The organism is Pseudomonas vranovensis, assembly GCF_040438935.1.
Taxonomy (GTDB): Bacteria; Pseudomonadota; Gammaproteobacteria; order Pseudomonadales; family Pseudomonadaceae; genus Aquipseudomonas; species Aquipseudomonas vranovensis.
Genome location: NZ_CP159259.1, coordinates 1,028,103 through 1,045,991 on the forward strand (window position 1 = coordinate 1,028,103; position 17,889 = coordinate 1,045,991).

Below are 17,889 nucleotides of genomic sequence, written 5' to 3' on the forward strand. Positions count from 1 at the left end.
TTATGTCGCGCGGATGTTAATACAAATTAACAAATGGATGACGGACATTTCGTACAAATCAATCAGAAATATCCGAGTTTTTGCTGGCTGACTCAAGGGGCTGCTACACCCTTGCGTTGCTCAAAGCAGGCTGAGCAGGTAGTCGTACTTTTCCCGCAGCACCGCCATGCGTTCCTTTGCCTGGTACTCCTCGATGGTTTCCGGGCGCAGGCAGTGGTACAGCGCAGTCAGCAGGAATATGTAGTTCAGGTTGCGCAAGGCCTCGTCGGTGTCAAAGCACGGGGGCAAGGCTGCACGGTAGGCCTCGATGAATTCCTGCTGGGCTGCGAGGAACACTTTCATGTCCTTGCGACGGAACAAGCTGCCCAGGTAGGCGCCGCCATCAAAGCCCACGCGCCCGACCTTGACCTCGCTCCAGTCGATCAGCTGCAGTTTTCCGTTGTCGACGAACAGGTTCTTGCGCAGGTAATCCATGTGGCTGATGCAGCGGGGGCTGCGCTTGGCTGCAGCTTGAAGGCGGGCCAGCACGGGAGTGAAGGCCTTGAACTTGTCTGCCAGGCCCGTGAAATGCTCATCGCTCTGTGCCAGGCGCTCGAGTTCGGGCAGGCAGCGGGCAAAGTTGAAGCGTGGGCGCAGCAGGAACCAGGGCCGGAAGAAGTCCATGGTCCATAGCAGTGGGGCCTTGTGCAGGGGCTGCTTGCACAAATGGCGATGGCTCAAACTTTCAAGCTCGACAATGCCCAGTGCCAGCTGTTTGGCGATGGCTTGCATGTGCGGCGGTTTACCGCGTACGAACTCGGTGAAAATCAGGCTTTCGCCGGGGGTTTCAATAACCCCCAGGCAGGCGGGGTAGTGAAAGTGTTCACTGCCGCTGAGCATGCCCTGGGCGCGGTGGAAACGCGCTTCTTGGCTGCCGATAAAAGCAACCTTGCGAATCGATTTTTCGACCAGCTCAACCGACTGGCCCGTGCAGGGGTCAAGAAGCTGGTGGTGGCGTACGTAGTTGACGAATGAAGCGTTGGAGTCCAGGTCCTGGCTGGTGATAGCCAGTGGCAGTTCACCCCATTGGGGCATCAGCGCGCGTAGGTGGTGTTCCAGTCGGCCTTGTTGCCAGCGATAAAGCGTTCTGCAGCCTTGCAGGGGGTGTAGATCCCTATTCATGAAATTCAACTTAGGCAACTGCCGTTTGTCCGATTTGTAGCGGTTTTGGTAACAATATGCTGAGCCATACAGCGCACAGGCACAACGAAAAGTTTACCGAGAGGCGCAGCGCTGTGGGATGGGGCGCACATTAAACTGTTTAAATTGCCTACACAGGTGTAAATGCACTTTTCTAAATGTTGCAAAATCCTTAAAATTCCGCCCTCGAAACCATGTTGTTTTTCAGGGACGAAAGTCAAAAAATGAACCACCTTGCAATTGCTAAAGAAGCCCTTATCGCTCAAGCCCAGGCGGTTACCCAACTGGCTGACCGCTTGAATGGCGAATTCCAGCAGGCTGTTGAACTGATCCTCGGATGCCAGGGACGCACCGTGGTCTGCGGCATGGGTAAATCCGGCCTGATCGGGCAAAAAATGGTTGCTACCTTTGCATCCACTGGTACCCCAAGCTTCTTCCTGCACCCGGCCGAAGCCTTCCATGGCGACCTGGGCATGCTCAAGCCGATCGATGTGCTGATTCTGATCAGCTACAGCGGCGAGACCGATGAGTTGATCAAGCTGATCCCAAGCCTCAAATCCTTTGGCAACAAGTTCATTGCCATGACCGGCAATGGCAACTCGACCCTGGCCAAGCACGCCGACATCTGGCTGGACATTTCCGTCGAGCGTGAAGTGTGCCCCAACAATCTCGCGCCGACCACGTCCACCCTGGCGACCATGGCCATGGGTGATGCGCTGGCGGTAGCGCTGATCGAAGCCATCCAGTTCAAACCGATGGACTTCGCCCGTTACCATCCCGGCGGCAGCCTGGGCCGTAAATTGCTGACCCGCGTCAGTGATGTCATGCACTCGCCAGCACCGGTCGTTGCCCCGGCCACCAGCTTTCACGACTGCCTGATGGTCATGACCCAATGCCGCATGGGCCTGACCGTGGTCATGGACGAGAACAAGCTGGTCGGTATCGTCACGGACGGCGACCTGCGTCGTGCGCTGCTCGAAAATGAAGGGATCATTCATACCACTGTGGCTCACTTCATGACCGCCAATCCGCACACCATCAAGTCGGACGCGCAGTTGTCGGAAGCTGAAGCCTATATGCGGGACAACAAGATCCGTGCCCTGGCTGTTACCGACCATGACGATGCGGTTGTGGGCGTGGTTGAAATTTTCGATTGAAATGAAGTTGTCGGGGCAAGAAAAAACGGGGCCTGGAAATGGCCCCGTTTTTTTGTGCAAGTCTACAGTGCTGTCTTTGCCAAAGTTTCCCGAAACTCGGGCGGGGCGCTGGAAGATCAATTCAGACGTTTGAGAGAAGCGCGCCGTTCACGAGTTTCTGGAATCTAGGCCGTTTTCAGTAAGCCTTGCCGGTCTTGTAGATGTTCTCGAAGCAGAAGTTGGTCGCCTCGATGTAGCCTTCAGCACCACCGCAGTCAAAACGCTTGCCCTTGAACTTGTAGGCAATTACGCAACCGTTCTGCGCCTGCTTCATCAGGGCGTCGGTGATCTGGATCTCGCCGCCTTTGCCTGGCTCGGTTTCTTCGATCAGCTTGAAGATGTCCGGGGTCAGGATGTAGCGGCCGATAATGGCCAGGTTCGACGGGGCGTCTTCAGGTGCCGGCTTCTCGACCATGCTGTTCACACGATAGATGTCGTCACGGATCATCTCGCCGGAGATCACGCCGTACTTGTTGGTTTCCTGCGGGTCGACTTCCTGGATGGCAACGATCGAGCAGCGGAACTGGTTGTACAGCTTGACCATCTGTTGCAGCACACCGTCACCTTCGAGGTTGACGCACAGGTCGTCAGCCAGCACGACCGCGAACGGCTCGTCGCCGATCAGCGGGCGGCCAGTGAGGATGGCGTGGCCCAGGCCTTTCATTTCGGTCTGACGGGTGTAGGAGAACGAGCACTCGTCGAGTAGACGGCGAATACCGACCAGGTACTTCTCCTTGTCGGTGCCCTTGATCTGGTTTTCCAGCTCGTAGCTGATGTCGAAGTGGTCTTCCAGGGCGCGCTTGCCGCGACCCGTAACGATGGAAATCTCGTTCAATCCAGCTTCCAGCGCTTCTTCAACGCCGTACTGGATCAGTGGCTTGTTCACCACTGGCAGCATTTCCTTGGGCATGGCTTTGGTAGCAGGCAGGAAGCGGGTGCCGTAACCGGCGGCGGGGAATAGACATTTCTTAATCATGACAACTCAAATTTTTCTTTATGAACTTGATAGTGAGGGGCAGTTGGTAGCGTATTCCTTAGATCATTGCGCCATTTTCGCCATAACCTGGGCATAGCCTGCCGCAGTGCCCAACACTGCATCCTTGCCTTGCGCAAACAAAATTGCGTCCGCCACCTCACGGAACGCACCGTTACCACCTGCAGCACATAGCACATGGGTAGCCGCTGCCTTGACGTACTGAGGCGCATCGGCCACGGCAAACGACAGGGCGCAGGCTGCAAAGGCCGGCAAGTCGATGCAGTCGTCACCGATACACGCCGTTTGTGCAGAGCTGACCCTCGCTTCAGCCATCAGCTGATTGCAGGCTGCTTGCTTGTCTTTCACGCCGAACTGGCAGAGGGTAATGCCCAGATCGGCAACGCGCTTGCGCAGTGTCGCAGAATCACGACCCGACAACACCGCAACACGCACACCATTCTCTTCCAGCAGGCGCATGCCCATGCCGTCGCGAACATGGAAGCGCTTCAGGCATTCGCCAGTGGAGTCGTAGTAAATGCCGCCATCAGTGAGGACGCCATCGACATCGGTAATGACTAGGCGAACGTCATTCAGCGTGGGCTTCGCAGTTGGTACCTGGCCGATCATCAGCGCGCGCACTTGTTCCAGGCACTCCGGCGTATCCACGCCTGGGCCGGTTGGCTCGACCTGGTAGGCGCGAATGCAGTAACCGGCGGCCATCAGGCGTAATTGTTCAAGCTTCTCTGCATGTTCAAGCATCGGCTGCGGCAAGCCGCTGTAGTCGGCCAATACATCGCGGCGATAACCGTAGACGCCAACATGCTTGAGGTAGTTCGCCACTTCACCGTCGCGCGGGTAAGGGATTGGCGACCGGCTGAAGTACAGCGCATTGCCGTTGTTCGCCAGCACCACTTTCACCGTGTTGGGATTGCCGGCTTCATGGCTGTCGATCGAGTGGCACAAGGTGCCAACCTTCACGCTGGTGTCGGCGAGCATGCCGGCAGCCAGTGCTTCGATATCCGCCGGACGCACCAGCGGCTCATCACCTTGCAGGTTGATGTAGATATCCGCATCAACCTGAGCCATGACTTCGGCCAGGCGGTCGGTACCGGAGGGGTGGTATGGTGATGTCATTACACATTCGCCACCGAACGCACGCACGGCTTGTGCGACGCGCTCGTCATCGGTGGCAACGACTACTACCTGGGCATTGGCGACCTGCAGGGCACGCTCGTACACGTGCTGCACCATCGGCTTGCCGGCGATATCGGCCAACGGCTTGCCGGGGAGGCGAGTGGAGCCATAGCGGGCGGGAATGACAATAGCGACCCGTTGTTCTGTCCTTGTCATGTTCACAATCCTTGCTTTAATAGACGCAGCTTCAGGCAATGTTCAGCTGTGTGAACGATTTGACCAGATCATCCAGAGCTTTGATTTGCGCCAGGAATGGCTCCAGTTGATCCAGCGGCAGCGCGCTTGGGCCGTCGCACTTGGCTTGGTCCGGGTTCGGGTGGGCCTCCAAGAACAGGCCTGCCAGACCAACACCCATGCCGGCACGGGCCAGTTCGACCACTTGCTCACGACGGCCACCGGACGCAGCGCCCGATGGGTCGCGTTGTTGCAGGGCGTGGGTCACGTCGAAAATGATTGGCAGGTTGTCGCAGGTGCGCTTCATCACGCCGAAGCCGAGCATATCGACCACCAGGTTGTCGTAACCCAGGCAGGTGCCGCGGTCGCACAGGATCAGTTGGTCGTTACCGGCTTCCTTGAACTTGTGCACGATGTTCTGCACTTGCGACGGGCTCAGGAACTGAGGCTTCTTGATGTTGACCGGCTTACCGGTTTTGGCCAGGGCCATAACCAGGTCTGTTTGACGGGCCAGGAACGCAGGCAACTGGAGCACGTCGCATACTTCGGCAACCGGGGCGGCCTGATAGATTTCGTGGACGTCGGTGATGACCGGAACGCCGAACTCAGCCTTCACTTTTTCGAAAATGCGCAGACCTTCTTCCATGCCTGGGCCACGGTAGGAGTGGATGGAGGAGCGGTTGGCCTTGTCGAAGCTCGCCTTGAACACGTAGGGAATGCCCAGTTTCTCGGTGACGCGTACATACTCGGCGCAGGCGGTCAGAGCCAAGTCCTGGGATTCTAGGACATTGATGCCGCCGAAGAGGACGAAAGGTGCGGAATTAGAGCATTCAATAGTGGGAGTAACTTTGATCATGGTAGTGGCCAAAAAATAATCGGTGAAACAAAAGGGTTAAGAATACCTAAAGCCTAAAAAGATCCTGGGTTGTTGGTGTGTTGGTTGGTTTAGTTTGCTAGTGAGTCTATCAAGTGTTGGGGCGGTTTGTCATTTGTTTTAAGGGGCGCCGAGATGTAGTAGGGTGGCTTAGGCTGAATCTTGGTGTTGCTTGTTGCTTGTTGCTTGTTGCTTGTTGCTTGTTGCTTGTTGCTTGGTGGGCTTGTGCCTGTCTTTTATGATGTGGCGGCTTGCTGTTTTTTTTATTTTATGTTAGAGGTTGTTGGTTTGTGGGCGTTGTTTGGCTAGCTATTGATTTGTTGGTTTTTATAATGGTAATTAAGGCAGTGCGTGCAGTAACTCAATATAATTTAGTGAGTGGTGCTGATGTGTGTTGATGAGGGCTTTTGCGGATTGGTTTGGCAGGTGTCCGCAATGTCGATATGTTTGTGCTGATTTTAGATAAATGAATAAATGACTGTAATGTTTGAAGAGTTAAATGGTTAATAGGTGGTGGTTACTTGAAAGGATTAAGAGGAGTGCTAGCAGTTTTGGTGCGTCGGCGAGGAATTTTGCTTATAGGTGGCAAGGGGTGAAAGGGATGAGCTATTTCGGTAAAGTAAATTGTGATTACAAGGTTGGTGAGCGGTACGAGATATTTTCTGGAGGCGATCTAAGTGTTGTCTTTATTCGGGGGGCTAAAGACTCATCGAAATTAATTTGTACGTTTAACTCACATATTTCTGGCGAAAGAATGAGGCTGATTCCTGAGTTGCCTTTGAAAGGAGGGTGGGAGGCGGAAATATCTAGATCTGGACATTCGGGGCTTTTTTTTATTTCTAAATGGAATCATTGGTTTCACACTCGTGAGATTGGGGCCGCTATTGAGTCATGTGAAAAAATCCTTGATGGCTTTGAGAAACGGGTGGTAATGGGGGCGAGTTTAGGTGGGCATGCCGCAATTAGATTGTCGCGGCGTATGAAGGCTGATGTCGTTCTGGCTATATCTCCTCAGTTTTGTATTAACCCGAGTATAGTGGGGGGGTTCGAAAGGCGTTGGCGCACCGAGCATAAAGAAATCGAAAGCTACGGGGAGCCCATTTCTTTGGATTCGGCTATTGATGAAGTGTATATAATTTATGATGATTTACATCTGGTGGACGCTAGGCATGTCTTTGAGATAAATAGACAAATCCCTTGTCAAATGTTTTCGCTGTCTGATTCTGGGCATTCGTCTGTTAGGCCGATGGCTGATCTTAGATTGTTAGAACGTATGTTTGAGTTGAGTATTGAAAAGAGTGGAAATGTTCGGTTGCTGAACGATATGAAAGATTACTATGATCTGAACTGGATGAGATCCCCTAAGGCACTTCAGGTGCATGCGGATCGGTTGCCTATCAGTGAGCGTCTCGGGTTTTTATCGGGAAAAAAAGATCTGATTGGTCTCGAGCGTCATAAGGTTGAGCTTGGCTTATATATAGATAAGCTGGAGAAGCAATTGGGGTGAAGTTAACTTTTCTGGGGGGTTGGAGTTGGTTGGTGATTGGTCGTAAGTTATTGCTTCTGCCGGTTTTGTTGTGTGTCGATGTGGTTTGTGTTTTATTGCTATTTGTTTAAATGTATTTTATGTGAATTGTAGAAAAGGCCCGCTATTGCGGGCCTTTCCTGCTTTAAGTTTTTAAGCTACTTCTGCTTTTTTGGTTGAAATTTTCTTTTGTGCGACGTTGATCGTGGGAGTGAGGAAGCGTTCTCGCATTTTCATGATCAGGTCTAGCATTTCTTCGATCTCTACAAGCTCGGCAGTGCGAGGGTTGAGGTAGACCGAGAGCTTTATGCAAGCAGCATAAAAAAGTTCTTCTATCGTGCGTTGTTTTTTGCGGCGAGGTAGGGGGGTGCGATCATCTGTTAAGCCCCAGCCGGAGTAAAATGGCAGGCCAAAGACCACGACTTTTTTACCTCGAATTAACGCTTCAAATCCCATTTGAGAGGACACCACATAAACTTTGCTTACTGCATCCAATAGGTCTGGTGCTGATATGTCGTCCGAAACAATTTTGATACGGGGGTCAAGAATTGTGGACTGCATGTCGACATTTCGGTGAATGTTGTCTGGATGCGCTTTCAGGTAAATGGTGTGTCCAGGGTTTTCCTCGAGTGCTGATTTAAGCATTCGATCAAATGTGGAGTTGTCTGCCTTGGCGAAATCGATTGATGCATCGCCCCGTTTTTGATCGATAACAAGTACAGAGTTAGGTTTAATGTTCGTGCTGGGGGCTTCGGTTGGTACATACTTATTATATTTGGTAATACGTTTTTTGATAATACTGTTAATTACCCGCTCCACCCTCAGGTGCTGGGGTTTGTCAAGATGGAACAATGGATCATTCAGTGTTGTTTCTAGACGAGAAGGTTGACGTGCATCGAAATATGGGCCCATGTCATCTAGTATAAAACCTAGGCATTTTCGCTCGCTAGGTTTTGATGATTTATCGAAGTAGGTTGAAAATGCAGAAAAAAAGCTCATTTCCGCAAAAATCAACGGAGTTCCGTAGAATTGTGAGTTGTTAATGCAGTTCCAGAATTCGGGAAGGTGCGTTCTATACACCAAAATTAAATTGAATACTGAGTCTGTATTATTTTGCCTAGCGATGTTTGAGGTGCGCAGGATTGTTTTTAGATTTTCATTAAAGCCGCCGTCTAAGTCTTTTTGCATTGCATTAGAAAGAACCGGACTGTCTGGACTTAAGGATTCCGCAAAGGCACGTGCGGAGAATTTTTGCTTGCTTAGCAGGGTGCCTCGTTCAAAAAGAGTTCGTTGAAGCAACGCTTCTTGTACTTGAATTTCGGGCCCTGAAGAATGCTGTTTTAGGATGACTTGCTGTGGCTTCGTTTGAGAAAGATCCAGCAATGAGCGTTCCAGTCGATTGACCGAGAGTCGTGTTTCTCGGAGCCGAAGAATGCTCTTTAGGTAGCCATTTGCTTTTTTAAGACGGCTCTCCCACGTAATTTTTTTGTTTGGTTGTTCGGTTTTTTGGCCGGAGATAGGTTTCTGTGGGCTGCTCTTTTGGTTTGCATCTGGCGGCAAGCCAGTCTTGTATGGTGTTTTTTCGTTATAGCGATGCCATGTGCGTGCACGGGGGTGCTCCAGGGACATCCATGGCTTCCGCTTGTATGTGTAATGAATGATTGCAGGTGCGGCAACAGCTTCTTCAACTTCTTTGATGGTGAGTGAGTTGTCGACGCCTACTTTCTCCCTGATCCACTTCTTGTTGAACATCGAGCCATGTACGTTCCATATAAGGGGCAAGGGCTTGATGTAATCGTAGAGGACTTCATTGATGATTTGTTGATCACCCATGACGATTCGGTACTGATGTACTTTTAAGAATTCTTCGATCAATTCCTCTACATTCATCTTTCGCATCAGTGAGATATTGCAGAGCATTACCCCAGAGTTGATGTGGTGTGAAGTTGGGTCAAGGTCGTATTTTGTTTTGTAGAATGTACTGATAGAGTCTTCTACACCTCGCGCGATGATCCCCTCCAATGGGAGGTCGTAAATTTCCGATATGCATCGCTCGATAATTAGGTCGCTATCTAGATATATTACCTTTTTGACATCTTGGGGGAGCGCAGATGGCATGTAGAGTCGATTGTAGGCAGCCACAGAGATTCCTTCTGTGGTTTTGACTTTCATGAAGCGCTTTGCGTCGATTGGGAGCGGGATGAGCTTGAATTTCCGCTTCGAACGCATGAGGTTAATTTTCTTTTCATCGTCCACTGTAAAATTTTCATCTGTAAGCAGATAAACATGCAGTGGGCGTGGAGATTTATAGTTTGAAATTAGTGAGTATAGAGAGGTTGCAAAATAAGGAAGAAATTTCCGGTCGGCTGAAAACACAATGTTAATTGGTTCGGTTGTGCTTGATTCGTTCTGCGGGGTGTTGGTTGCCACTTTCATATCTATCCCTTAAATTGTTAGTAGCTTTAATTGGCCGTGATTTTCCGACTTCGGATTTTAAGATTGCCAGGTTGTTACCTGGCAATAATGTTTGCTGGTGGTTTTAGTTCGATAGCGCCATTTTTTTGGATTTTTGGGGCGCCTAAATGTTAGTTGCCGACGGCGCGGCTCAATACTAAGGTTTGCACAATGGGTGTCACGATTTTTTGCCACTCATATACGGCGGCATTTGTTACGTAAATAGTGTCGTCTGGTTTTATCACGATTTGGCGTGCATAAAAAATTGCAGCTGGGTCACGCATATCCAGGCGAAGAACAGTTGGTTTTCTTGTAGTGTTTTCGTCCAGGCGGAACACAAATACTCCCTCTGGATTGGCGTTGGCTTCGCGCAGTCCGCCTACGCTGCCTAGAGCATCAAGCAGGCTGGTATTATGAGATGGCAGGTCCTTCAAGCCCGGCTCCTGCACGGCCCCCATCGCAACAAATCGCTGACGGGCGCGATCCAGCACCACTTCCGAGTTCGGGCGCAGCACCATGTTGTTGCCGGCCAGTACATCTTCATAGTTGAACTGTTGAACCTGGTTGCCCGTTCGCACGGTGACATTAACCAGATGCGGCTCCAGTACTGGGCCGCCCGCCTGGTTGACGGCGTCAAGCAGGGTCAACGGGCCTTGCAGAGTACTGAAGCGACCAGGCGCTTTTACCGCACCGGCTACCAGTACCGACCCCGACAGGTCGCCAACCAGCTCAACGTGAGTCTGCACGTCAGTGGTCACGCCCTTGAGCTGCTTGCGGATCATGTTCTCAACCTGGTTGAGGGTCATGCCGGCCACAAACTGACGGCCCACGTAGGGCAGGGAGATCATGCCCTGGTCGTCGATGCGGGTCTTGAGCTGGGTGCCGCCGGTAGCCAGTGGCGCGAACAGCGCCGAGCCTTCCGGCGCGTTGTCGGTGATCAGCACATTGAGGATGTCGCCAGCCATCAGGCGCGCGGTGGGCGCCACCGGCTTGGCGATGCTCGACTGTACCGGGCGCACTGCACCGCGCATGTAAGGCGCGATGGTGTTGGCGTTGATTTCAACCAGGTTGTACGGCTGGTTCTTGGCCTCGATGTCGCCCTTGTACGGGCCGGCACCGGAAAGGGTGCCGCCACATCCCGCCAGGCCCAGGGTCGCGAGGGTCAGTGCTGCCAGTTTCAGGTTGAACTTGTGAGAGACAACAAGGGATTTAATCACGATGATCCTCGATCGAAGCCAGGATGAAGCGGGTAATGCCGTACAGCATGAGCAGGCCTAGCAGGATGGTTGCCAGGTTGTACAAGCGCTCTGGGTACAGGGCCAGTTGTGGGGTGTTGGGGCTGACTACGGTGACCAGGGTGCGGATCTTTTTGCTGGCCTCGATACGGGCGTTGTCGAGGGCGGCGACTGCGGTCTTGTAGCTTTCCTCGGCGATGCCGGCATCCAGGGTCAGTTGCTGGTAGCGCGAGGCGACTACGTTCAGTTGAGAACCGTTGGGCGAGGAAACCAGCAGGCGTTTTTCTTTGGCCAATTGCTGGGTGATCGCGTTGACCTTTTGTTTCTGCTGTTTTACCTGTGGCGAGTCTGCACGCAGTTTGAACAGCATCTCTGTGAGTACCGCCTGCTCTTTTGTGTACTGGCCTTCGAGGTCAGCAATGATGGTGGCGCGGCTTTGGGCAGTGTTGCCACCGTCCAGTACCTTGTTGATGTTCTGGAAGTCGAGCAATTCGGTCTTGCGTTCGGCGTAGTTGACGCGGGCGGTTTCCAGTTCGCCTTTGGCAAACTTCATTTGCTCGCGGGCAATGCTGTGGCTCACTTCGTTGACGAAGTGCTCGCTGGCCTTGAGGATGGTGCGCAGCATCTGCTCCGACAGCTCTGGCGTGAAGGCTTGTACTTCAACGCGCAGCAGGCCGGTGGTTTCGTCGTAGTGTGCCGACACCATGCGCTGGTAGTACTTGAGCAGGTCTTCGCGTTCGGCATCCTTGTCGAGCCAGAAGAAGATGTCGCTGCGCTGGGCGGCATATTGCTCGATCCAGTGCAGGCGCTCTTCGAGCAGCAGCATCATGTCCATCGACACGATGTACTCGCGCAGGTACAGGGTTTCTTCCCGGGAGGCCGGGTTGGTGCCGGTCAGCAGGGTGGCCAGGCCTGGTACCTGGGCGCCCTGGTTGCCGCCATCCTGGCGGACTACCACCTGGGCGGAGCTGACGTAGCGGTCGGAGGCGAACACGCCGTAGTAGATAGCCGCCAGGATCATCGGCACGATCACCATGCCAATCGCCAGGCGCCAGCCCTTGTTTTTACCCGTACTGCTCATATGTGATGCATCCTTGATGTGGAACGGTGCTGCGATAAAAGGGGTGTTGGGTCAGCTGTTGTAGGCCTTGATGCCTTCGGCGACGTCTTCGTAAACCTGAATGCCGCCATCACGTACCAGCAGGACGATATCGCAGAGCTTCTCGATCTCTGGCATGGAGTGGGAGACCAGCACGACGTTCGATTTCTGCAGTTTTTCCTTGAAGACTTCGGCGCATTTGCGCTTGAACTGGGCATCACCTACCGACATCACTTCGTCGATCAGGTAGTAGTCGAAGTCGAATGCCATGCTCAGGCCGAAGGCCACGCGGGAGCGCATGCCGGAGGAATAAGTCTTGATCGGCTCATCGATCCAGTCGCCGATTTCGGCGAATTCCTGGACGTAGCGGACCTTCTCGCGCATGGCCTCGCCTTCAGCGCCGTAGACCCGACACACAAACTTGATGTTGTCGCGGCCGGTCATGCTGCCCTGGAAACCACCGGTCAAACCCACGGGCCAGGAGATACTGCGGTCGGTCACTACCGAGCCGGAGTCTGGAATGTCAGCCCCGCCAAGCAGGCGCATCAAGGTGGATTTTCCCGCGCCATTGCGGCCAATCAGGCCGATGTTCTTGCCTGGCGGAATCGCCAGCGACAGATTACGAAAGACGTATCGGCGACCATTGGGTGTCAGATAGGACTTGGTGACGTTTTTAAGTTCGAACACGGTGGACTGTCCTTATCCGTTCTTGGTCGACATCAGGTGCAAGCGGCGGGCACGGTAGCTGCCCAGCGCAATGAACAGCAGCACGATGGTGAAGGTAATGACGTAGGTTTCAGACACACCATCGACGGGGGTGTAGTGAGGCAGTACTTCAGCGCGGATCAATTCGACTAAGTGCAGGAACGGATTGAGCAGCAGCACAGGCATCATGGCCTGAGGGAGGTAGGCCGCTGGCAGGAGTACGCCGGAGATAAAGTAAAGCGGGAAGAAGGCCATGCGGATGATCATCTTCAAGCTGGGCAGGGCGTGGGTGATCAACGCCAGCAACATGCCCAGGCCAAAGGCAAACAACAGGCCCAGCGCCAGTGTCGCCGTCCACTGCAGTGGGCTGTGTACAGACATGTCGAACCCGTACCAGGCAAAGCCGAAGACAAGAATTGCGTACACGGTTGCGCTGATGCAGGTTTCTACCAGCACCCGAGCAATATAGGTGTCCAGAGGTTTGATTTGCTTGTAGCCGAACAGAGAGCGGTTTTCGCGAAGGCTGTCCATCAAGCGCAGGGCGGTGTTGCGGTATAGCAGGAAGGGGGCCATGCCTACCAGTACGAACACCGGGTACTCGACACCGGCCACTGTACGCCCGCGAATCAGTGCGAACAGCACGCTGAAGATCAGGAGGTGGCAAATAGGCTCGATCAACGTCCAGACCGCCCCCATCCGACGATCACCAAAACGCGCGCGCGCTTCGCGGAGAACCAGGGCAAAGATGACTGATTTTTGAATCTGGAAGGAAGAACGAGGCTTCAAGATGTTTACCGCAAAGCGAAGCAGTGTGCCGGGCACACTGGTGAATTCATTTCAGGAAAACCCTGTTCCGCGCCGTGTTTTGGGGGAACCGGATAGCTTCCATGCTGTAAAGGCCCGCGAGATTAATCGCTAGATGGCATAAGCGTCAAGCCAGAGGACTGTAGGACAATTCTTTCGGACTAATGGTATTTAGCCTTCATGGAGTGCCATCAAAACGCCAGCTTGTAACCGATCATCAATAGCATTCCTGCCAGGCAAGGGCGCAATACGCTGTCGGAAATTTTACCGGTCAGGTGGCTGCCGAAGTAGATGCCTGGCAGCGACCCCAGCAGCAGGTAGCCCAACAGCGACCAGTCCATGTTGCCCATGCTGGCATGGCCCAGACCGGCGACCAGGGTGAGGGGGACGGCATGTGCGATTTCGGTGCCGATCAGGCGGCGGGTAACCAGGAACGGGTAGAGCAGGAACAATGCCACGGTGCCCAGGGCGCCCGCACCGATTGAAGTCAGCGAGACCATGACGCCGAGGATCACACCGGTGACAACGGTCAGCAGGTTGAGGCTGGTGCCGCTCAGGTGGTAGCGGTCGCCGGCGTGTTTGCTGGCGAAGGCTTGCAGTTTGCTTTTGAACAGGATGGCCAGGGCGGTGAGGATCAGCACCACGGCCAGGCCTTGTTTGATCACGGCGTTGGCGGCCTGGGTGTCGGCGTCCAGGGAGCTGAGGAACCACAAGGTCAGGGCGGCCGCCGGGACGCTGCCCAGGGTCAGCCAGCCGGTAATCTTCCAGTCGATGTTCTTGTTTTTGCCATGCACCCACACGCCGCTGGCTTTGGTGATGGCGGCGTAGAGCAGGTCGGTACCGACGGCGGTGGCCGGGCTGATGCCGAACCAGAGAAGGATGGGGGTCATCAAGGAGCCGCCGCCGACGCCGGTCATGCCGACGATAAAACCTACGACGAGGCCTGCAATGGTAAAGCCGAAAGAACCTACATCCATAATCTCTAAACGCCCAACGTGCCCGTGATCGGATGGCAGCCAGCATAAAGGTTTTTTTATAGCCAAATAGACTAGTTCGTTATTAGGTTATAACCACGGTGGGTGCGGGCGGGGTGCTTCCGGATGTTTCTTGACTGGCTAATTTTGATCCTAGGAAATATCGTACGCAGTCTGTCGACCTCGTTCTGATTGCCCTTGGAAGCCGCTCCTTCTAGGCTCCTCGGGTCGTTGCTGGTGCAGCGATCGGGTGTGGAAACTCGAGCAAGTTGAACGGTGTTGTCGTTATGGCAGTTGTGCGCGGGAGGTCTTTTGGCCTGCCGGGCTTACCCGTTCGCTCGGTTTTCCACCCCGCGTACAGCTGCCACCCTTAGTGTGGAAACGACGGGTTGCAGCCCAACTGAATGGGTTAGCCATGAAAAAACTTGTCCCCGATCCACCGACTTCGCTCTATCCCACCCGCGACAAACCTTTCGGCGATTGCGCCGCAGGCCATCCCCAGCTCTTCTCCGTCAACGCCGGCATTGCCCCTCACGACGCACTGGTACATGCCTCGTTGTACTTGCGCTGCGCCTACGATACGGCGCACAAGGCATCCGATGGCATCGACGACGCCGCCAAGGGCTTTCTCTGGGCCACCCTGCATTCGGTGGAAATGGCCAAGGGGTTGGTAGAGGCCTTGCTGGATGCGCTGGAGGACCGTGAGCTGAGAGAGGGTCAACAATAACGGTCTGAATCACGACCGCTGCGCGCTCGATCGCAGGCTATCGCCAGCGGCTACACCGGTTTGCCTGAACGGTGTGAATCACGACCGCTGCGCGCTCGATCGCAGGCTATCGCCAGCGGCTACACCGGTTTGCCTGAACGGTGTGAATCACGACCGCTGCGCGCTCGATCGCAGGCTATCGCCAGCGGCTACACCGGTTTGCCTGAACGGTGTGAATCACGACCGCTGCGCGCTCGATCGCAGGCTATCGCCAGCGGCTACACCGGTTTGCCTGAACGGTGTGAATCACGACCGCTGCGCGCTCGATTGCAGGCTGTCGCCAGCGGCTACACCGGTTTGCCTGTAGCCGCTGTCGAGGCACGAGGCTGCGATCGACTGCGCAGCAGTCGCCAGAGGGTGCTTGCCCCGCGATCCGCTGGATCACCGATCCGTCATCACCACCATCACATGGGCATCGCCGCCATCATCCGTCTCCGACAGGTAGATGTGCCCCACGTTGCTGTTGAAGTACGCCGTCTCCTGCGGCCCGATGCTCACCGTTTCGCCCGTCTCGAACACGATTCGTACCCGCCCACTGAGCACCAGCGCAAACTCCTGCCCCGGGTGGCGGATGAATTCATCGAACTGCTGCCGCTCGCGGGCAATGATCCGCGCATACATCGGCGTCATCAGGCGCTCGGGGAATTCCCCGGCGATGGGGTGGTAGTCGTAGGTCCCGGTGCTGTAGCCGGGCGCGGTGGGCAGTGAGTTGACCACCACCGTGGTCGGCGCCGGGGCATCGCCCATGCCGGTGGAGCGAAACAGCTGGGCAATGTCGACGTTCAGTGCGCGCGCCGCCGCAGCGAGTTTTTCGTAGCTCACCGACACCTGCGCCAGTTCCATTTTCGACAAGGTCGACACCGGCACCCCGGAACGCTCCGACAATTGCTTGAGGGTCAATTGCTGGCCTTTGCGCACCAACCGCAGGCGGGCGCCGACTTCGGCGCGGTCGATCAGGGGCAACGCGCCAGGGCGGTCGGCAGCAGGGGAGCGGTCGGCACTCATCAAGGATCTCGGTCGGGCATCAGGGCAGGCATCTTACCGTGGCCGCTTGCGTATTTCTAAATTCTCATATATTAGAATTCTCATAAGTGATAATTTCGGCTTCTTGAACAGGCGATGGCAAGGTTATGACGCAGACGTTCGACAGCGTGATCATTGGCGGCGGTATTGCCGGTGCCTCTCTCGGGTACCGGCTGGCACCCACGCAGCAGGTGCTGATACTGGAACGTGAAGCCCAACCGGGTTATCACTCCACGGGGCGTTCGGCGGCCATGTTCATGGAGGCCTATGGCACCGAACAGATCCAGGCGCTGACCCGCGCCAGCCGGGCATTCTATGAATCGCCGCCGCAGGGTTTCTGCGAGCATCCGTTGCTTGAACCGCGCGGCTGCCTGTATGTCGCCAACCTGGACCAGCAGGACCTGCTCGCCACCACCTACGCCCAGGGCCTGGCCAACGGCACCGAAGTCACGCTGCTCGACCACCAGGCGGCGCTGGCACTGGTGCCGAGCCTGCGCGCCGACACCCTGGCCGGGGCCATTCACGAGCCGGGCGCGATGGACCTGGACGTACACGCCTTGCACCAGGGCTTTCTGCGTGGCTTTCGCCAGGCCGGGGGGCAGGTGCAATGCAATGCCGAGGTGGTCGAAGGCTATTTCGATGGAGGCCTGTGGCACTTGAGCCTGGCCGATGGCAGCGGCGTACAGGCGCGCCAATTGATCAATGCTGCTGGCGCCTGGGCCGATGAAGTGGCCCGCGTGTGTGGTGTGCAGCCAGTGGGCCTGCAGCCATGCCGACGCAGCGCTTTCACCTTCGAAGGCCCGCAAGACCAGGCCTTTGCCAGTTGGCCCGCGGTGATCGGTGTTGATGAAAGCTTCTATTTCAAGCCTGACGCCGGGCAGTTGCTCGGCTCCCCGGCCAACGCCGACCCCGTCGCGCCCCAGGACGTGATGCCTGAAGAGCTGGATGTAGCCCTGGGCATCTACAACATCGAGAGCATGACCACGTTGAGCATTCGCCGCCCCAGCCACACTTGGGCCGGGCTGCGTTCATTCGTCGCCGATGGCGACCTGGTGATTGGCCAGGATCCCGAGCAACCGGCCTTTTTCTGGCTGGCCGCCCAGGGTGGCTATGGCATCCAGTCGGCGGCCGGTGTGTCGCAACTGGCCGCCGCCTTGCTGCTCGGCCAGCCGTTGCCGCAATCCCTCAGTGCCGAAGGTGTCGAGCCCCAGCGCTTGTCACCGGCACGTTTTCGTTAACCACCGTAGAAGGACTTTTCCATGTCTTCGAGCATCCAGCGTATCCCCAGCCATTTGCCATTCCCGTTCTCCAAGGCGGTGAAGGTCGGTGGCTTTGTGTTTCTTTCCGGCCAGGTGCCAATGACCCGCGAAGGCGAAGTGGTGCGCGGCGATATCCAGGCCCAGACCCGCGCCACCCTTGAGCGCATCAGCGAAACCCTTGCCGAATGCGGTGTTGGTTTCGAGCAAGTGGTCAAGGCTACGGTATGGCTGTCGGACATGCAGCATTTCGCCGGTTTCAACGAGGTGTACAAGGAATTCTTCACCCAGGGCTACCCGGTGCGTTCCACCGTCAGCGCAGGCCTTGCCCTGGGTGTGGATGTGGAGATCGAAGTGCAGGCCTGGATCGGCAACGACTGAGCAACACCCGCGCCGCCCTGGCGCATTGCTGGACAAAAACAACAAGGCCCGCACAGGGCCAAGCAGACCAGAGG

At 55.2% G+C, this 17,889-nt stretch carries 16 protein-coding genes; 5 read left to right on the forward strand and 11 right to left on the reverse strand.

Annotation, left to right across the window (positions count from 1 at the left end; translation table 11 throughout):
- Positions 1 to 120 precede the first annotated feature (120 nt).
- A complete protein-coding gene (locus ABVN19_RS04745; protein WP_256585893.1) occupies positions 121 to 1,161 on the reverse strand; it encodes a phosphotransferase in 1,041 nt (346 codons plus the stop codon).
- 242 nt (positions 1,162 to 1,403) lie between these two features.
- On the opposite strand from ABVN19_RS04745, the gene ABVN19_RS04750 reads away from it, so the two are divergent.
- On the forward strand, positions 1,404 to 2,336 hold the full coding sequence (locus tag ABVN19_RS04750) for a KpsF/GutQ family sugar-phosphate isomerase (protein WP_105642291.1): 933 nt from the start codon (positions 1,404 to 1,406) through the stop codon (positions 2,334 to 2,336).
- Between the two features lie 175 nt (positions 2,337 to 2,511).
- On the opposite strand, the gene galU is transcribed toward ABVN19_RS04750, so the two are convergent.
- The 3 genes from galU to kdsA form a co-directional block, all read right to left on the reverse strand.
- Complete coding sequence (gene galU, locus ABVN19_RS04755) at positions 2,512 to 3,351, reverse strand: UTP--glucose-1-phosphate uridylyltransferase GalU (RefSeq protein WP_353632790.1); 840 nt, start codon at positions 3,349 to 3,351, stop codon at positions 2,512 to 2,514.
- Positions 3,352 to 3,414: 63 nt separating this feature from the next.
- The gene (kdsB, locus tag ABVN19_RS04760; protein WP_105642825.1) at positions 3,415 to 4,701 is read right to left on the reverse strand and encodes a 3-deoxy-manno-octulosonate cytidylyltransferase; all 1,287 of its coding nucleotides are present in this window, start codon (positions 4,699 to 4,701) and stop codon (positions 3,415 to 3,417) included.
- Between the two features lie 31 nt (positions 4,702 to 4,732).
- Positions 4,733 to 5,575 carry a 3-deoxy-8-phosphooctulonate synthase gene (gene kdsA / locus ABVN19_RS04765; protein ID WP_105642826.1) on the reverse strand — a complete coding sequence of 281 codons (843 nt, stop codon included), beginning with the start codon at positions 5,573 to 5,575 and terminating at the stop codon, positions 4,733 to 4,735.
- Between the two features lie 619 nt (positions 5,576 to 6,194).
- On the opposite strand from kdsA, the gene ABVN19_RS04770 reads away from it, so the two are divergent.
- Positions 6,195 to 7,100 (forward strand): hypothetical protein, encoded by a 906-nt coding sequence (locus tag ABVN19_RS04770; protein WP_146117359.1) that lies wholly within the window; start codon positions 6,195 to 6,197, stop codon positions 7,098 to 7,100.
- Between the two features lie 171 nt (positions 7,101 to 7,271).
- On the opposite strand, the gene ABVN19_RS04775 is transcribed toward ABVN19_RS04770, so the two are convergent.
- The 6 genes from ABVN19_RS04775 to ABVN19_RS04800 all read right to left on the reverse strand — a co-directional run bounded on the left by ABVN19_RS04775 (position 7,272) and on the right by ABVN19_RS04800 (position 14,392).
- Complete coding sequence (locus ABVN19_RS04775; RefSeq protein ID WP_105642828.1) at positions 7,272 to 9,554, reverse strand: glycosyltransferase; 2,283 nt, start codon at positions 9,552 to 9,554, stop codon at positions 7,272 to 7,274.
- Positions 9,555 to 9,703: 149 nt separating this feature from the next.
- Complete coding sequence (locus ABVN19_RS04780) at positions 9,704 to 10,789, reverse strand: polysaccharide biosynthesis/export family protein (protein ID WP_105642829.1); 1,086 nt, start codon at positions 10,787 to 10,789, stop codon at positions 9,704 to 9,706.
- A complete protein-coding gene (locus ABVN19_RS04785; RefSeq protein ID WP_105642830.1) occupies positions 10,782 to 11,888 on the reverse strand; it encodes an ABC transporter permease in 1,107 nt (368 codons plus the stop codon). Before ABVN19_RS04785 ends, ABVN19_RS04780 begins: the two co-directional genes overlap by 8 nt.
- A 51-nt stretch (positions 11,889 to 11,939) precedes the next feature.
- Positions 11,940 to 12,593, reverse strand: a complete 654-nt coding sequence (locus ABVN19_RS04790; protein WP_105642831.1) for an ABC transporter ATP-binding protein — start codon at positions 12,591 to 12,593, stop codon at positions 11,940 to 11,942.
- Between the two features lie 12 nt (positions 12,594 to 12,605).
- On the reverse strand, positions 12,606 to 13,307 hold the full coding sequence (locus ABVN19_RS04795) for an ABC transporter permease (RefSeq protein ID WP_256585953.1): 702 nt from the start codon (positions 13,305 to 13,307) through the stop codon (positions 12,606 to 12,608).
- A gap of 299 nt (positions 13,308 to 13,606) precedes the next feature.
- Positions 13,607 to 14,392 carry a sulfite exporter TauE/SafE family protein gene (locus tag ABVN19_RS04800; protein WP_028945971.1) on the reverse strand — a complete coding sequence of 262 codons (786 nt, stop codon included), beginning with the start codon at positions 14,390 to 14,392 and terminating at the stop codon, positions 13,607 to 13,609.
- A gap of 412 nt (positions 14,393 to 14,804) precedes the next feature.
- Between ABVN19_RS04800 and ABVN19_RS04805 the strand changes: the two genes are divergently transcribed.
- Entirely contained in the window at positions 14,805 to 15,116 is a 312-nt protein-coding gene (locus ABVN19_RS04805; RefSeq protein WP_028945972.1) for a DUF3077 domain-containing protein, read from the forward strand.
- Positions 15,117 to 15,536: 420 nt separating this feature from the next.
- Here ABVN19_RS04805 and ABVN19_RS04810 read toward each other — a convergent pair whose 3' ends face one another.
- Entirely contained in the window at positions 15,537 to 16,160 is a 624-nt protein-coding gene (locus ABVN19_RS04810; protein ID WP_028945973.1) for an XRE family transcriptional regulator, read from the reverse strand.
- Positions 16,161 to 16,285: 125 nt separating this feature from the next.
- Between ABVN19_RS04810 and ABVN19_RS04815 the strand changes: the two genes are divergently transcribed.
- Together ABVN19_RS04815 and ABVN19_RS04820 are read left to right on the forward strand one after the other, a co-directional pair.
- Positions 16,286 to 17,416 (forward strand): FAD-dependent oxidoreductase, encoded by a 1,131-nt coding sequence (locus ABVN19_RS04815; RefSeq protein WP_105642832.1) that lies wholly within the window; start codon positions 16,286 to 16,288, stop codon positions 17,414 to 17,416.
- A 21-nt stretch (positions 17,417 to 17,437) separates the two neighbouring features.
- Positions 17,438 to 17,815 carry a RidA family protein gene (locus tag ABVN19_RS04820; protein ID WP_028945975.1) on the forward strand — a complete coding sequence of 126 codons (378 nt, stop codon included), beginning with the start codon at positions 17,438 to 17,440 and terminating at the stop codon, positions 17,813 to 17,815.
- Positions 17,816 to 17,889: the final 74 nt, after the last annotated feature.

Bases quoted from the DNA above. Each gene is read 5' to 3' on its own strand.
- ABVN19_RS04745 (WP_256585893.1), bottom strand. From the start codon at position 1,161: ATGAATAGGGATCTACACCCCCTGCAAGGCTGCAGAACGCTTTATCGC.
- ABVN19_RS04750 (WP_105642291.1), top strand. From the start codon at position 1,404: ATGAACCACCTTGCAATTGCTAAAGAAGCCCTTATCGCTCAAGCCCAG.
- galU (WP_353632790.1), bottom strand. From the start codon at position 3,351: ATGATTAAGAAATGTCTATTCCCCGCCGCCGGTTACGGCACCCGCTTC.
- kdsB (WP_105642825.1), bottom strand. From the start codon at position 4,701: ATGACAAGGACAGAACAACGGGTCGCTATTGTCATTCCCGCCCGCTAT.
- kdsA (WP_105642826.1), bottom strand. From the start codon at position 5,575: ATGATCAAAGTTACTCCCACTATTGAATGCTCTAATTCCGCACCTTTC.
- ABVN19_RS04770 (WP_146117359.1), top strand. From the start codon at position 6,195: ATGAGCTATTTCGGTAAAGTAAATTGTGATTACAAGGTTGGTGAGCGG.
- ABVN19_RS04775 (WP_105642828.1), bottom strand. From the start codon at position 9,554: ATGAAAGTGGCAACCAACACCCCGCAGAACGAATCAAGCACAACCGAA.
- ABVN19_RS04785 (WP_105642830.1), bottom strand. From the start codon at position 11,888: ATGAGCAGTACGGGTAAAAACAAGGGCTGGCGCCTGGCGATTGGCATG.
- ABVN19_RS04795 (WP_256585953.1), bottom strand. From the start codon at position 13,307: ATGGGGGCGGTCTGGACGTTGATCGAGCCTATTTGCCACCTCCTGATC.
- ABVN19_RS04800 (WP_028945971.1), bottom strand. From the start codon at position 14,392: ATGGATGTAGGTTCTTTCGGCTTTACCATTGCAGGCCTCGTCGTAGGT.
- ABVN19_RS04805 (WP_028945972.1), top strand. From the start codon at position 14,805: ATGAAAAAACTTGTCCCCGATCCACCGACTTCGCTCTATCCCACCCGC.
- ABVN19_RS04810 (WP_028945973.1), bottom strand. From the start codon at position 16,160: ATGAGTGCCGACCGCTCCCCTGCTGCCGACCGCCCTGGCGCGTTGCCC.
- ABVN19_RS04815 (WP_105642832.1), top strand. From the start codon at position 16,286: ATGACGCAGACGTTCGACAGCGTGATCATTGGCGGCGGTATTGCCGGT.
- ABVN19_RS04820 (WP_028945975.1), top strand. From the start codon at position 17,438: ATGTCTTCGAGCATCCAGCGTATCCCCAGCCATTTGCCATTCCCGTTC.